We start from the raw sequence: 13,352 nt of genomic DNA, 5'->3' as shown, positions 1-13,352 counted from the left end.
GCACAGGCCGGGCCCGGAAATGCAGAAGGGCCGCGGATGCGGCCCTTTCTCATGGCCGCTGCCGCGGTCTTCAGCCGAAGTCGGCGAAGTGGTCCCAGGCGCGGCGGTCCTCGGCCTTCTTCATCACGCAGAAGACGTTGGCCACCGGGGTGTCGACGACCTGGTAGTGCTCCAGGTTGGCGGCGATGAAGGCCGCGACCTTGCGGATCGACGGCATCCACATGTCGTCGAGCACGATGATGCCGCCGACGTTGAGCAGCCGGTCGGCGCAGACGAAGTCGACGAAGGCGCCGTCGAAGGTGTGCATGCCGTCGATGAAGACGTAGTCGGCACGAACGCCCTGCTCGTGCATGCGCACCAGCGCCGGCAGCGAATAGTCGTTGACGTGGCGCACGCGGTGGCCGAAGTCCAGGCGCTCCAGCGCCGCCAGTGCGATGCCGTGCCAGTGCCCGCGCTGAAAGGGGTCGATCGCGAAGTGCCGGCCGTAGCCGTGTTCGTGCATGGCGTCGGCGATGAACAGCGTCGAGTAGCCGTAGGCCATGCCGATCTCGATCGACACCGCCGGCCGCAGCCGCTCGTGCAGTGCCGCCAGCAGTTCGCCCTGCTCGCGGCTGACGCGTGTCGCGGGGTCGAGCGCGTGTGTCACGCCGTCGATGCCGGGCTGGGGGTCTCCGCGGTAGAAGCTGTCCAGCAACTCGCGCGTGCGTTCGAGCATCGTCGACCTCCGGCCCGCGGCCGCGGGCGACAAGGATCAGCCCGGGGACGGGCGCATGTCCAGCAAGGCCTGCAGGTCGCAGCCGGCCAGACGCTTGATCTGTCGGAAGTCTTCATTCTGCAACTGGCCCACCCAGCGCCGCAACTTGGCGGTGGGCAGCCCGTCCTTGGCCGACGCCGGCGGCTCCTCGCCGATCTCGCGGAACACGTGGGCCCAGGTGCAGAGGTAGTTGACCGTCGGCCGCGAGGTCTTCGCGCCGCACAGGCCGTCCTCGCGCAGCGAGGCGAGGAAGAAGCGGTCGCCCAGCATGGCCATCGGCTTGGGCATCATCAGCCAGCGCGCGAGGGTGTGGAACGCCCCGAAGGTCAGGAAGAAGCAGTTGGTGTCGACGTGCGTGCCGCGCCGGTCCTCGTCGGACTCGTAGGGCATGCGCGAACCGTCTTCGCGCACCCAGTTGCGGCGTGCGGCGACGTAATCGGCGCCGCTGGCTTCGGCGGCCGTGATGCAGGCCTCGAGGTGATCGGGCTCGTACCAGTTGTCGGCGTCGAGGAAGGCGACGGCGTCGTAGCCCTCGGACAGCGCGAGCTGGGCCCCGATCGAGCGCGGCGTGTTGCCGTAGTCGCCGTGCGCGCGGTCGAGCCGGATGTGGCGCACGCCCGCGGTGTCGATCCAGTCCTGCGGGTGGCCGTCGGCGACGACGATGTGCTCGCACGCGCGCGTCTGCGCGCGCACGCTGTCCAGGCAGCGCTGCACCCAGGCGCGCGATTCCTTGTAGTACGGCGTGACGACGGCGACGTGCATGCGATCCTCCTGGCGGTTCAGGCGTGCTTCAGCGGCTCGGCGGCCAGCGGTGCCGGCGGCAGGCCGTCGCGCCAGCGGCCGACCATGCGCTCGAACAGCGCGGCCAGCTCGGGCGTGAAGCGCTCGTTGTCGAACAGCGGCAGCTCCAGGCGCTTGGTGTCCAGGTGTTGGCGCGCGCGCTGCAGCTCGCCCGGCACGGTCGCCAGGCGCACCGCGAGTTCCTCGTAGGCCTCCTCGGACTCGACCGCCAGCTCGGGCAGGCCGACGGCGGCCAGCAGGCTGGCGGCGACACGCGCCGAGAAGCTGCGGCCGATCTGGGTCAGCACCGGCAGACCCATCCACAGCGCGTCCGAGCAGGTGGTGTGCGCGCCGTAGGGGAAGGTGTCGAGGAACAGGTCGGCCTGCGGCAGGCGCGCCAGGTGCTCGCTGGGCGTGACGAAGGGGGCGAAGATCAGGCGCTCGGGCTCGATGCCGCGTTCGGCGGCACGCGCGCGCAGCGCGGCCTGGATCTCCACCTGCGGCACCAGCAGCCACAGCACGCTGCCGGGCACACGCTCGAGGATGCGGCACCAGCGCGTGAACACCGGCTCGGTGATCTTGTAGCTCTGGTTGAAGCAGGCGAAGACGAACGCGTGCTCGGGCAGCCCGGCCTCGGCGCGCGACGAGGGCTCGGGGTGCTCGCGCAACGGGTCGGTCGGCTCGTAGCACAGCGGCAGCTGGGCGATGTGCTCGGTGAAGTCCTCGGCGTGCTCCAGCGGCGTGAGGATGGGGTCGCCGACGACGTAGTCGACGAAACGTGCACCCAGCGTGCTCGGATAGGCCAGCCACAGCGTGCGCACCGGCGCCGGGCGCAGCGCGAAGACGCCTATGCGGGTGTTGCCGGTGTAGCCGCTCATGTCGACGAGCAGCGCGATGCCGTCGTCGTGGATCTGCTGCGCCTGCTCGGTGGCGCTCATCTCGTTGCAGTCGACGAAGCGGTCGGCCGCGGCGATCATGCGCTCGCGCAGCGCCGAGCCGTCGTCGGCGCCGTGCGAATAGAGCACGACCTCGAAACGATCGCGCGGAAGCTTCTCCAGCGTGCGCACGGCCAGCATGCTGGTGGCGTGGGTGCGGAAGTCGGCGGAGACGAAGCCCACGCGGATGCGGCCGGAGGCCACCGCCTCGGCGGCGCGCGGCCAAGCGGTATAGGCGCCGCGGCCGGCACCGGCGATGACCAGGCGTTCGATGCGCGCGGCCTCGATCTCGGCGGCGGCGCGGTGGAACGCGGCGTCGTCGTTCATCGACAGCAGGCAGAACGGGCTGAACGAGGTCGTCTGCGTCGGGTCGGTCTGCAGTGCCAGCGCGTTGGCCAGGCGCTGCTGGTCCTCGACGCCCTGGCTCCAGTCGCAGGCCCAGGCGGCGTAGTGCGCGGCGTAGACGGCGGCACCGAAGTGCGCCGGCTCGAGGATCGAGATCGTGCGGAAGCACTCGGCCGAGTCACCGTAGCGGCGCAGGTTGGCGAGCGCGAAGCCGAGCTGCTGGTAGGCCTCCAGGTCGGCCGGCTTCTCCTGCAACACCTGAAGGAAGGCGAGCGCGGCGTCCTGCCACTCCTGCGCCGTCATCAGCAGCGAGCCGCGCAGCAGCCAGTGGCGCGCGGTGCGCGGCACGGTCGCATCCAGCGTGTCCAGCGCCTCCAGCGCCTCGGCACCGCGGTTGTTGGTGCGCAGCAGTTCGACCAGCAGGTGGCAGGCGGTCTCGTCGGCGGTGTTCAGCGCGAAGGCGCGGCGTGCGGCGTCGATGGCTTCGGCATATCGGAACAGCTTGCGCCGCACGCTGGCCAGGTTCAGCCAGTACAGCGGCACGCTCGGCGACATGCGCACGGCACGCTCCAGACAGGCCACGGCCTCCACCAGCCGCCCCTGGCGCGCGAGCGCGACGCCCTGGTTCCACTGCTGGTGGGCGCCCGGACTGCCACGCTGCGGCACGTTGCGCGCATGCGGTGCAGCCGCGGCGGACTGCGGGCGGATCGGGGCGGAGAGGGCTGGGGACATGGCGGCTCCGGGTGGCAACGGGCAGCCTGGCGCGAAACCGTGCCAGGCCGTGGGCGGACTTTAGGCAGCCGCCCCCGCGCGCAATGCGCACAACAGCGCCCGCTTTCCCGTGCATTACGCCGCATCGCGCCGCGGCGGGTGCGATCTCGGCTTCAGGGCGGATCTCGAAAAGTCCTCAAGTTCGCGCCGGCTCGCTCCGATACCAGCCTCAACGGAATCAATGAATCGAGGTTCCGTGGTCCGGTTGGCCGGCCGATGCCCGAGAAGCACGTCAGAGCGACTTCCAGGGCCCCACGGTTGACTAGCGCGGGCGAGCCGGGTGTCCAAGGGTGTGAGTCCGAGGGCTCCGGCAGGCAACGGGACGACACGCCGCGCCGCGAGGCGACCGTGGAGGTCCGGTGTGTGCCGGCGCTCTTGCCGGGAACTTGGATCGCAAACTGACTGGAGTCATTCAATGGCATCGACCATCAACACCAACATCAACTCGCTGACGGCGCAGCGCAACCTTGCGTCTTCGCAATCGGCGCTGGCGACCTCGATGCAGCGCCTGTCCTCGGGCCTGCGCGTCAACAGCTCGAAGGACGACGCGGCCGGCCTCGCGATCGCCGAACGCATGAACGCGCAAGTGCGCGGCATGAACGTCGCCACGCGCAATGCCAATGACGGCATCTCGCTGGCGCAGACCGCCGAAGGCGCGCTGGGCAAGGTCGGCGACTCGCTGCAACGCATGCGTGAACTCGCCGTCCAGGCGCGCAACGCGTCGAACTCCAATGCCGACAAGGACTCGCTGGACAAGGAATTCGGCGAACTCGCCAAGGAAATCCAGCGCGTGCTGGGTGGCACGACCTTCAACGGCAAGCACATCCTCGGCTCCGCGGCCGGTTCGCTCACCTTCCAGGTCGGCGCCAACACGACCAGCGACGACTCGATCGACATCGTCACGACCAACATGACGAGCGACTCGACGATCACCTCGGTCGCCGGCACCGACAACACCGGCGCCGGTCGCGCCAAGATCGACTCGTCGGCGACGACGGCAACGATCAAGACCGTCATCGACGCGCTCGACAAGGCGATCGACACGGTCAACACCCAGCGCGCGACGATGGGTGCCTCGCAGAGCCGCTTCGACGCCGTGATCTCGAACCTGCAGACCTCGATCGAGAACCAATCGGCCGCCCGCAGCCGCATCATGGATGCAGACTTCGCGGCCGAAACCTCGAACCTGAGCCGCTCGCAGATCCTGCAGCAGGCCGGCAACGCGATGGTCGCCCAGGCCAACCAGCTGCCCCAGCAGGTGCTGTCGCTGCTGCGCTGAACGACGACGCCCGGCGCGCCTCGTGCGCGCCGCGCTGACGCCGCCTCCGGGCGGCGTTTTCGTTTCCGCGGACCATCGCCCGAAAAGCGCCGGTTTCCACCCCGCTTATCGAGCTTTCCGCCGCATCAAGCGCCGGCGCCCCGCCACCGATACCCAAGACAGGCACCACGCCTGTCCCGCCAGGTTCCTCCAGTCGACCGGCCGGGCCTTCTTCATCCGACAAGGAACCGACATGCCCTCGACCATCAACACGAACCTCGCTTCGCTGAACGCGCAGCGCAACCTCTCGGCCTCGCAGTCCTCGCTGGCCACCTCGATGCAGCGCCTGTCCTCGGGCCTGCGCGTCAACAGCGCCAAGGACGACGCCGCAGGACTGGCGATCGCCGAACGCATGAACGCCCAGGTGCGCGGCATGACGGTGGCGGCCCGCAACGCCAACGACGGCATCTCGCTGGCGCAGACCGCCGAAGGCGCGCTGGGCAAGGTCGGCGACTCGCTGCAGCGCATGCGTGAACTGGCCGTCCAGGCGCGCAACGCCTCGAACTCCAACGCCGACAAGGACTCGCTGGACAAGGAGTTCGGCGAACTGGCCAAGGAAATCCAGCGCGTGCTGGGCGGCACCACCTTCAACGGCAAGCACATCCTGGCATCGGAGGCCGGTTCGCTGACCTTCCAGGTCGGCGCCAACACGACCACCGACGACACGATCGACGTCATCACCACCAACCTCACCGGGGACGCGACGATCACCTCGGTGGCCGGCACCGACAACATCGGCACCGGACGCTCGAAGATCGACTCGTCGGCGACGACGGCGACGATCAAGACCGTCATCGACGCGCTCGACAAGGCGATCGACACCGTCAACACCCAGCGCGCGACGATGGGCGCCTCGCAGAGCCGCTTCGACGCCGTCATCTCCAGCCTGCAGACCTCGATCGAGAACCAGTCGGCCGCACGCAGCCGCATCATGGATGCCGACTTCGCGGCCGAAACCTCGAACCTGAGCCGCTCGCAGATCCTGCAGCAGGCCGGCAACGCGATGGTCGCCCAGGCCAACCAGCTGCCCCAGCAGGTACTGTCGCTGCTGCGCGGCTGAGCGAGCCGGGGCCTCGCCCCGGGTCTCCCGAACGCGACCCCGGCCGGGCCCTGCCCGCCGGGGTCGCGGCACGTCAGGGGGACCGAACTGCGCTGCGATTCGGCCTCATTTCGGCGGATCGAAAGCCTCAAGCGATTCCCACAATCCAGCCATGTCCTGTCGCGTCGTCTCTGCGGCGGAACACCCGGATTCACGGTCGGGGCGGTGGCCGGAAGCCATCGTCACTTGAGGAGCACTCGACATGCCGCAGACCATCAACACGAACCTGGCCTCGCTGAACGCGCAGCGCAACCTCGCGGCCTCGCAGTCCTCGCTGGCGACCTCGATGCAGCGCCTGTCCTCGGGCCTGCGCGTCAACAGCGCCAAGGACGACGCCGCCGGCCTGGCGATCGCCGAACGCATGAACGCCCAGGTGCGCGGCATGAACGTCGCGATCCGCAACGCCAACGACGGCATCTCGATGGCGCAGACGGCCGAAGGCGCGCTGGGCAAGGTCGGCGACGCGCTGCAGCGCATGCGCGAACTGGCGGTGCAGGCGCGCAACGCCTCCAACTCCGACGACGACAAGGAGTCGCTGGACAAGGAGTTCGGCGAGCTGGCCAAGGAAATCCAGCGCGTGCTGGGCGGCACCACCTTCAACGGCAAGCACATCCTCGGCTCCGAGGCGGCGTCGCTGACCTTCCAGGTCGGCGCCAACACGACCGCCGACGACACGATCGTGCTGACCACCTCCGACCTGACGCAGGCCGCCGAGATCACCTCGATCGCCGGCACCTACACCGACGTCGCCGGCACGCGCAAGAGCATCGGCTCGGCCGCCTCGGTCGCGGCGATCGGCCTGGTCATCGACGGCATCGACGACGCGATCAACAAGGTCAACACCGAGCGCGCGACGCTGGGTGCGTCGCAGAGCCGCTTCGACGCCGTGATCTCCAACCTGATGGTCTCGTCGGAGAACCAGTCGGCCGCGCGCAGCCGCATCATGGACGCCGACTTCGCCTCCGAGACCGCGAACCTGAGCCGCGCTCAGATCCTGCAGCAGGCCGGCAACGCGATGGTCGCCCAGGCCAACCAGCTGCCGCAGCAGGTGCTGCGCCTGCTGCAAGGCTGACGCCCGCGACGCCGGCCGCGCCGGCACGCCCCTGACACGCCGTACCGCGGCCGACGCCTCCTGATGCGCCGGCGCGCCGTACGGCGTGACGCCTTTCGCGGACGCGGACTCAAGTGACGCACCGCGACCGCCGATAACCGCTCGAGAACCCTAGGAAGCTCCCATGGCCACGATCACCTCTACCGGTCTCGGCAGCGGCCTGGACGTCGAATCGATCGTCACCAAGCTGATGTCGATCGAGAGGCGTCCGCTGGCGCTGCTGCAGAACCAGCAGGACTCGCTCAACACCAAGCTGTCGGCGGTCGGCAAGCTCACCAGCTACACCGGCGCGCTGCGCGACGCGGCGAACTCGCTGGCCTCGGTGCTGACCTGGAAGCAGACCAAGTCCTCCAGCAGCGACTCCGCCTCGGTGACGGTGAGCACCGAGACCGGCGCCGCGCTGGGCAATTACGCGGTCAACGTGTCGCGGCTGGCGAGCGTGCAGACGACCGTCAGCAAGGCCTTCGCCTCGTCGACCGCCGCAGTGGGCACCGGCACGCTGAAGATCGAGCTCGGCAGCTGGGCCGGCGAGCCCTCGCCCACCGGCTTCAACGCCAAGAGCGGCAGCACGCCGGTGACGGTGACCATCACCGACGCCGACAACACGCTGGAGAAGATCCGCGACAAGATCAACTCGGCCAAGGCCGGCGTGTCGGCGACCATCGTCAACGACGCCAGCGGCGCGCGGCTGGCGCTGCGCTCCACGGACACCGGCGCCGAGAACGGCTTTCGCATCACCGCCACCGAGACCTCCGACGACGGCAGCGCCACCACCGGGCTGTCGACGCTGGGCTTCGACGCCGCCGGCAGCAGCCCGATGACGCGCACCCAGACCGCGGTCAACGCCGCGGCGACGATCAACGGCATCGCCATCAGCTCGGCCAGCAACACGCTGAAGAACGTCGCCGACGGCATGACGCTGACGCTCAACAAGGCAACCGGCAGCGACGTCGCGGTGGCCGTGACGGCCGACGACGACGCCATCACCAGCGCCGTCGACACCTTCGTCAAGTCGTTCAACGACCTCGCCGGCTACATCCGCGACAACACCCAGTATGACGCGACGAAGAAGACCGGCGGCGTGCTGCAGGGCGACCGCACGACGGGCAACCTGCTGTCGCAGCTGCGCGGCGTCATCAACGAAGGCAGCACCGCGTCGTCGGTGTACTCGCGGCTGTCGGACGTCGGCATCGCGATGGGCGCCGACGGCAAGCTCGCGGTCAACAAGACCAAGCTGCAGAACGCGCTGAGCAGCAACCGCGAAGAGCTGCGCAAGCTCTTCGCCGCCGACACCGGCACGACGTCGAGCTCGGGCTTCATGGACCGCTTCCGCGACCTGGGACGCAGCGCGCTGGACACCGACGGCCTGCTGACCACGCGCAGCGAGGGCCTGAAGGCCGAGATCACGCTCAACAGCAAGAGCCAGGACGCGATGGAGACCCGGCTGACGAGCACCGAGGCCCGCGTGCGGCGCCAGTACCAGGCGCTGGACTCGAGCATGGCCAGCCTGTCGGGCCTGTCGAACTACGTCTCGCAGCAGCTCGCGGCGCTGAACAAGTCGAGCTGACCGCCCCCCGAGCCCGACGGCCCCGTGCCCGCGTCCCGCGGGGCGGGGCCGTCGGCATTGGGGCCGGGACAGAGGCTGCAGGAGCGCGTTTTTGCGGCTCAAGTGCCGGCCGGGGCGGCCGATAAATCCGTCACTGTCGCTGATTCCCCATTCGAAGCCCAACATGTTCAGCACCGCCACCGCGTACGCCCGCCCGCAGCAGTTCGCCAACGCCTACCGGCACATCGGTACCGAGACCGGCGTCAGCGGGGCCACGCCGCACCGCCTGGTGGCGATGCTGTTCGAAGGCTACATGGACGCCGTCGCCCAGGCCCGAGGCGGCATGCGCGCCGGCAACGTCGAACGCAAGAGCCGCGGCATCCAGCGTGCGCTGCGCATCGTCGGCGAAGGCCTGCGCGAGAACCTGGACATGAAGTCCGGCGGCCGCCTGGCGCAGGACCTGAACGACCTGTACGGCTACCTGGAGCTGCGCCTGACGCAGGCCAACATCCGCAACGACGAGGCCATCCTCGACGAATGCCAGCGCCTGATGCAGCCGCTGCAGGATGCCTGGAACGCCATCGGCGAAACCGTCGGCGGTTTCTCCGGCCGGGGTTGAGCCGACGCCACCACGAGGACCCGAGATGAACACCGACCTCCTGAAGTACTACGAGGCCATCGAGCAGGCGAGCGCCGACATGCTCTCGGCTGCCAAGGCCGGCAACTGGGACGAGGTCGTCAAGCTCGAGGGCGCCTGCGTGCTGCTGATCAGCCAGCTCAAGCACGCGGCCCGCGAAGCCTCGCTCGACGCCGAGGCGGCCAAGACCAAGTCCCGGATCATGCAGCGCATCCTCATCAACGACGCCGAGATCCGGCACCTGGCCGAGCCCTGGCTGCAGGACCTCGACGACACCCTGGCAGGCCGCGAGAAGACCCTGCACTGAAGCCCACCCCTGCGCCGCCTCCGGGCGGCGTTTGCCGTTTTGCCGCGAGACACAGCGATGTTCCAGGACACCCGCCCCGCCGATCTGGACGACGGCGGTTCGATCGACCGGTGGGCCGAGTTCCGCGTCGAGCACCCGCGCGAGCTGCAGGCGCTGCTGCGCCAGCTCTGCGACGGCAACGTGCCGGTGCACCTGAACGCACCCGGCGGCATCGGGCTCACGACGACGCTGTGGTCGCTGGACGCGGCCTCGGACCGGCTGTCGTTCAGCGCCGACGACGGCCACCCCGGGCTGCAGGGCCTGGTCGATGCCGACGAGGCGACGGCCGTGGCCTACCTCGACAGCGTCAAGCTGCAGTTCGAGCTGCAGGGCCTGCTGCTGGTGCGCAGCGCCCGCGCCTGCGCGCTGCAGGCCCAGATCCCGCGTTCGCTCTACCGCTTCCAGCGCCGCAGCGCCTTCCGCGTGCGGCCGCAGGGCCGCACGGCGCCGACGGCGCGGTTGCGCCACCCGGCTATCCCCGAGATGTCGCTGGCGCTGCGCGTGATCGACATCAGCGCCGGCGGCTGCGCGCTGCTGCTGCCGCACGACGTGCCGCCGATGGCCCCGGGCATCCAGATCGCCGACGTGCAGATCGAGCTCGACGTCGAGACCCGCTTCACGCTCGCGCTGGCGCTGCGCCACGTCACCGCGCTGCCGGCCGACGGCCAGGGCCTGCGCCTGGGCTGCGAATGGGTGGCCCTGCCGCCCGGCGCCGAGCGGCTGCTGCAGCGCTGGATCGACCTCACGCAACGCCGCCGTCGGCTGATGTCGCTGTGAACGCTTCGGCCCCCGCCCGCGACGCGCGCGGCTTCAGTCTCGTCGACGTGATGTCGGCCTGCGCCGTGGCCGCCATCCTCGCCGGGCTGGCGGTGCCCAGCTGGCAGGACAGCCTGCGCAAGAGCCGGCGGGTGGACGCCGTGCAGGCGCTGACCCGGCTGCAGGCCGCGCAGGAACGCTACCGCGACGACCACGGCGGCTACGCCGACTCGCTCGATGCGCTGCGCCTGCCCGAGCGCAGCGAAGCCGGCTACTACACGCTGGCGCTGCAGCGCGAGGCCGCCGGCCGCTACCTCGCACGCGCGACGCCCGCCAGCGGCGGCCCGCAGCATGCCGACCAGGACTGCGCCGCGCTGACCCTGGCCGTGGACAGCGGCTTCGCCCAGACCGGGCCGACGCGCCGCTGCTGGAACCGATGAAACACCGCGCGCTGGGCCTCACGCTGCTGGAGACGATGATCGCCGTCGCGATCGTCGCCCTGCTCGCGTCGCTGGCGGTGCCGTCCTTCGGCAGCGCCGCCGAACGCTCGCGGCTGCGTTTCGCCGCCGAGACGCTGGCTTCCGACCTGGGCGAGGCCCGCTTCGAGGCCGCGCGCCGCGGCCAGCCGCTGCAGCTGGAGGTGCGCCCCGGCGCCGGCTGGTGCTGGGCGATCGCCACCCAACCCGGCTGCGGCTGCGACGCCCACCGCGCCTGCCAGCTCAAGACCGAGCGCGCCGCCGACCACGGCGGCATCCGCCTCGTGGACGCGGCGCCGACGCAGCTCGAGGCCGACGGCCAGGCCCAGGCGACGCCGCGGCCGGCACTCTTCGAATCGACACGCGGCGAGCGCCTGCAGGTATCGCTGTCGCCGCTGGGCCGAGCCCGCATCTGCGCGCCCGCAGCCGCCGTGCCCGGTTACCCTGCATGCTGACGCCCACGCCGCGCACGTCCCTGCCCCGCCTGTCGCTGCCACGCGCCGTGGCGCTGTGGTTCGCCGTCATCGTCGTCGCCATCGTCGCCGTGGCGCTGCGCCTGCACGCGGTCGCCGAGCGCCATCTGCAGGAGGAAGCCGCGCGCATGGCGCGCGGCTGGGCCCAGCAGCTCGGCACGGTGGTGCCGCAGGCCGCATCGCTGTTCGGCCCGTCGCCGGCGCCGCGGGCGCTGCTGCCGCTGGCCGGGCTGCGCGGGCCGACCGGGATCTACGCCTTTCGCCTCTACGCGCCGGACGGCCGCGTCTCGCTGGCCTCCGAAGGCCTGCCGGCGACCGCGCCGGACCTGGCCACGCAGCGCGTGCAGGAGCTGACCCGCGGCCAGACGGCGCAGTGGGTCGAACTCGAGCGCCAGCCCGACGAGCGCGCCGCGGTGCATGCCGAGGTCTGGCTGCCGGTGCATGCCGAGGGCATGCTGCTGGGCGTGGCCGAGGTGCGCGTGGACCTCGACGAGATCGCCGCGGTGACGACACGCTCGGCGGTCAGCGCCGCCAGCGTCACCTTCGCCGGGCTGCTGGGCGTGGGCCTGGCCGGCCTGCTGCTGTGGCGCGCCTACGCCCGGGCCGAACGCAGCGCGCGCGCACGCATCGACTACCTCGACCAGCACGACCCGCTGACCGGCGCGCTCAACCGCGAGAGCTTCGTCGCCGCGCTGCGCCGCGCCGCGGCGCGCGGCAGCGGCCACAGCGCCGTGCTGTGCATGGACCTGGACCGTTTCCGCGAGTTCAACGAATGGCTGGGCCGCGGCGCCGGCGATGCGCTGCTGCGCCAGGTGGCGGCGCGGCTGCGCGCCACGGTGCGCAGCGGCGACCTCGTCGCGCGCCTGGGCAGCGACGAGTTCGCGGTGCTGGCCGACACCGGCGACGCCGACGCGCTGGCGACGCTGTCGCAGCGCATCGTCGAGGCGCTGCGCCAGCCCTACGACGTCGGCGGCCGGCGCTGCGAGATCGGCGCGAGCATCGGCATCGCGCTGCACGGCGTCGACAGCCAGGAAGCCGACCGTCTGCTGCAGCACGCCGACCTGGCGCTCGCGCGCGCCAAGGCCGACGGGCGCGGCACCTTCCGCTTCTACGACGCACGCCTGGACGACGAGCTGCAGCGCCGCCGGCGCCTGAGCGCCGAGCTGCGCGACGCGCTCGCCACCAATGCGCTGGCCCTGCACTTCCAGCCGCTGATGGACGCCGGCAGCGGCCGCATCGTCGGCTACGAGGCCCTGGCGCGCTGGCCCCACCCCGAGCGCGGCTGGGTGCCGCCGGCCACCTTCATCGCGCTGGCCGAGCAGACCGGGCTGATCGAGGACCTGGGCGTCTGGGTGCTGCGCGCGGCCTGCCGCGAAGCCGCCCGCTGGCCGGCGCCGCTGACGGTGGCCGTCAACCTGAGCCCGGCGCAGTTCCGCCGCGACGGCGCGATCGCCGAGTTCGTGTCGGTGGCGCTGCGCGAATCGGGCCTGGCGCCCGAGCGGCTGGAGCTGGAGATCACCGAGTCGCTGCTGATGGCGCGCACCGAGCCCGTGCTGCGCGCGCTGCGCGAGCTGCGCGGCCTGGGCGTGAGCATCGCGATGGACGACTTCGGCACCGGCTACTCCAGCCTGGCGCACCTCTGGCGCTTCCCGCTGGACCGCGTCAAGCTCGACCGCGAGTTCACCCAGAGCCTGGCCGACGACGCCAAGGTCGGCGTCATCGTCGGCTCGGTCGTCTCGATGGCCCACGCCCTGGGCATGAGCGTCACCGCCGAAGGCGTCGAAACCGAAGCCCAGCGCCAGGCCCTCGCCGCCCACGGCTGCGACGTCCTGCAAGGCTTCCTGCTCGGCCGCCCCGCCGCTCCGGACCGCCTGCCCCACCAGAACAACCAAAACGCCGACAAAGCCTTGGTCTGAGTCCCGAGGACAAAGAAAAGCGGCAGCACCGACCGAGTCAAGCTGACGCCGCGGATCCGGCTCCGCCGGTCCGCCGGCGTCGCCCCCCT

13 protein-coding genes are annotated in these 13,352 nt (G+C 70.9%); 10 read left to right on the top strand and 3 right to left on the bottom strand.

The annotated features are described in order from the left end of the window. Nucleotides 1-70: 70 nt before the first annotated feature. From RGE_RS08340 to RGE_RS08330, 3 genes are read right to left on the bottom strand one after another with little or no spacing between them, the layout of a single operon-like run. Nucleotides 71-715 carry a class I SAM-dependent methyltransferase gene (locus tag RGE_RS08340; RefSeq protein WP_014427902.1) on the bottom strand — a complete coding sequence of 215 codons (645 nt, stop codon included), beginning with the start codon at nucleotides 713-715 and terminating at the stop codon, nucleotides 71-73. Nucleotides 716-751: 36 nt separating this feature from the next. Beyond that, on the bottom strand, nucleotides 752-1,516 hold the full coding sequence (locus RGE_RS08335; RefSeq protein ID WP_014427901.1) for a glycosyltransferase family 2 protein: 765 nt from the start codon (nucleotides 1,514-1,516) through the stop codon (nucleotides 752-754). A gap of 17 nt (nucleotides 1,517-1,533) precedes the next feature. Further along, nucleotides 1,534-3,546: an O-linked N-acetylglucosamine transferase, SPINDLY family protein gene (locus tag RGE_RS08330; protein ID WP_014427900.1), complete on the bottom strand. Its 2,013-nt coding sequence runs from the start codon at nucleotides 3,544-3,546 to the stop codon at nucleotides 1,534-1,536. Between the two features lie 454 nt (nucleotides 3,547-4,000). On the opposite strand from RGE_RS08330, the gene RGE_RS08325 reads away from it, so the two are divergent. The 10 genes from RGE_RS08325 (at nucleotide 4,001) to RGE_RS08280 (ending at nucleotide 13,263) form a co-directional block, all read left to right on the top strand. Continuing rightward, nucleotides 4,001-4,864 (top strand): flagellin domain-containing protein, encoded by an 864-nt coding sequence (locus tag RGE_RS08325; RefSeq protein ID WP_014427899.1) that lies wholly within the window; start codon nucleotides 4,001-4,003, stop codon nucleotides 4,862-4,864. A gap of 232 nt (nucleotides 4,865-5,096) precedes the next feature. After that, nucleotides 5,097-5,963 carry a flagellin domain-containing protein gene (locus RGE_RS08320; protein ID WP_014427898.1) on the top strand — a complete coding sequence of 289 codons (867 nt, stop codon included), beginning with the start codon at nucleotides 5,097-5,099 and terminating at the stop codon, nucleotides 5,961-5,963. Between the two features lie 241 nt (nucleotides 5,964-6,204). Next, a complete protein-coding gene (locus RGE_RS08315) occupies nucleotides 6,205-7,074 on the top strand; it encodes a flagellin domain-containing protein (RefSeq protein WP_014427897.1) in 870 nt (289 codons plus the stop codon). A gap of 163 nt (nucleotides 7,075-7,237) precedes the next feature. Beyond that, nucleotides 7,238-8,680, top strand: a complete 1,443-nt coding sequence (fliD, locus tag RGE_RS08310) for a flagellar filament capping protein FliD (RefSeq protein ID WP_014427896.1) — start codon at nucleotides 7,238-7,240, stop codon at nucleotides 8,678-8,680. Nucleotides 8,681-8,843: 163 nt separating this feature from the next. Next, on the top strand, nucleotides 8,844-9,278 hold the full coding sequence (fliS, locus tag RGE_RS08305; protein ID WP_014427895.1) for a flagellar export chaperone FliS: 435 nt from the start codon (nucleotides 8,844-8,846) through the stop codon (nucleotides 9,276-9,278). Between the two features lie 25 nt (nucleotides 9,279-9,303). Beyond that, entirely contained in the window at nucleotides 9,304-9,603 is a 300-nt protein-coding gene (locus tag RGE_RS08300) for a flagellar protein FliT (protein WP_014427894.1), read from the top strand. 57 nt (nucleotides 9,604-9,660) lie between these two features. After that, the gene (locus tag RGE_RS08295) at nucleotides 9,661-10,419 is read left to right on the top strand and encodes a flagellar brake protein (RefSeq protein WP_014427893.1); all 759 of its coding nucleotides are present in this window, start codon (nucleotides 9,661-9,663) and stop codon (nucleotides 10,417-10,419) included. Continuing rightward, nucleotides 10,416-10,838 (top strand): type IV pilin protein, encoded by a 423-nt coding sequence (locus tag RGE_RS08290; RefSeq protein ID WP_014427892.1) that lies wholly within the window; start codon nucleotides 10,416-10,418, stop codon nucleotides 10,836-10,838. The genes RGE_RS08295 and RGE_RS08290 overlap by 4 nt, the downstream gene beginning before the upstream one ends. Then, nucleotides 10,835-11,329, top strand: a complete 495-nt coding sequence (locus RGE_RS08285) for a GspH/FimT family pseudopilin (RefSeq protein ID WP_014427891.1) — start codon at nucleotides 10,835-10,837, stop codon at nucleotides 11,327-11,329. Before RGE_RS08290 ends, RGE_RS08285 begins: the two co-directional genes overlap by 4 nt. Then, nucleotides 11,323-13,263, top strand: a complete 1,941-nt coding sequence (locus RGE_RS08280) for a putative bifunctional diguanylate cyclase/phosphodiesterase (protein ID WP_014427890.1) — start codon at nucleotides 11,323-11,325, stop codon at nucleotides 13,261-13,263. The genes RGE_RS08285 and RGE_RS08280 overlap by 7 nt, the downstream gene beginning before the upstream one ends. Nucleotides 13,264-13,352 lie beyond the last annotated feature (89 nt).

Origin of the sequence: Rubrivivax gelatinosus IL144, assembly GCF_000284255.1 — a bacterium.
Lineage (GTDB): Bacteria > Pseudomonadota > Gammaproteobacteria > Burkholderiales > Burkholderiaceae_C > Rubrivivax > Rubrivivax gelatinosus_A.
This window is presented reverse-complemented; position numbering and strand designations above follow the sequence as displayed.

What these genes read in the sequence shown, in the direction of transcription:
- RGE_RS08340 (WP_014427902.1), bottom strand. Translation starts at nt 715, where the DNA reads ATGCTCGAACGCACGCGCGAGTTGCTGGACAGCTTCTACCGCGGAGAC.
- RGE_RS08335 (WP_014427901.1), bottom strand. Translation starts at nt 1,516, where the DNA reads ATGCACGTCGCCGTCGTCACGCCGTACTACAAGGAATCGCGCGCCTGG.
- RGE_RS08330 (WP_014427900.1), bottom strand. Translation starts at nt 3,546, where the DNA reads ATGTCCCCAGCCCTCTCCGCCCCGATCCGCCCGCAGTCCGCCGCGGCT.
- RGE_RS08325 (WP_014427899.1), top strand. Translation starts at nt 4,001, where the DNA reads ATGGCATCGACCATCAACACCAACATCAACTCGCTGACGGCGCAGCGC.
- RGE_RS08320 (WP_014427898.1), top strand. Translation starts at nt 5,097, where the DNA reads ATGCCCTCGACCATCAACACGAACCTCGCTTCGCTGAACGCGCAGCGC.
- RGE_RS08315 (WP_014427897.1), top strand. Translation starts at nt 6,205, where the DNA reads ATGCCGCAGACCATCAACACGAACCTGGCCTCGCTGAACGCGCAGCGC.
- fliD (WP_014427896.1), top strand. Translation starts at nt 7,238, where the DNA reads ATGGCCACGATCACCTCTACCGGTCTCGGCAGCGGCCTGGACGTCGAA.
- fliS (WP_014427895.1), top strand. Translation starts at nt 8,844, where the DNA reads ATGTTCAGCACCGCCACCGCGTACGCCCGCCCGCAGCAGTTCGCCAAC.
- RGE_RS08300 (WP_014427894.1), top strand. Translation starts at nt 9,304, where the DNA reads ATGAACACCGACCTCCTGAAGTACTACGAGGCCATCGAGCAGGCGAGC.
- RGE_RS08295 (WP_014427893.1), top strand. Translation starts at nt 9,661, where the DNA reads ATGTTCCAGGACACCCGCCCCGCCGATCTGGACGACGGCGGTTCGATC.
- RGE_RS08285 (WP_014427891.1), top strand. Translation starts at nt 10,835, where the DNA reads ATGAAACACCGCGCGCTGGGCCTCACGCTGCTGGAGACGATGATCGCC.
- RGE_RS08280 (WP_014427890.1), top strand. Translation starts at nt 11,323, where the DNA reads ATGCTGACGCCCACGCCGCGCACGTCCCTGCCCCGCCTGTCGCTGCCA.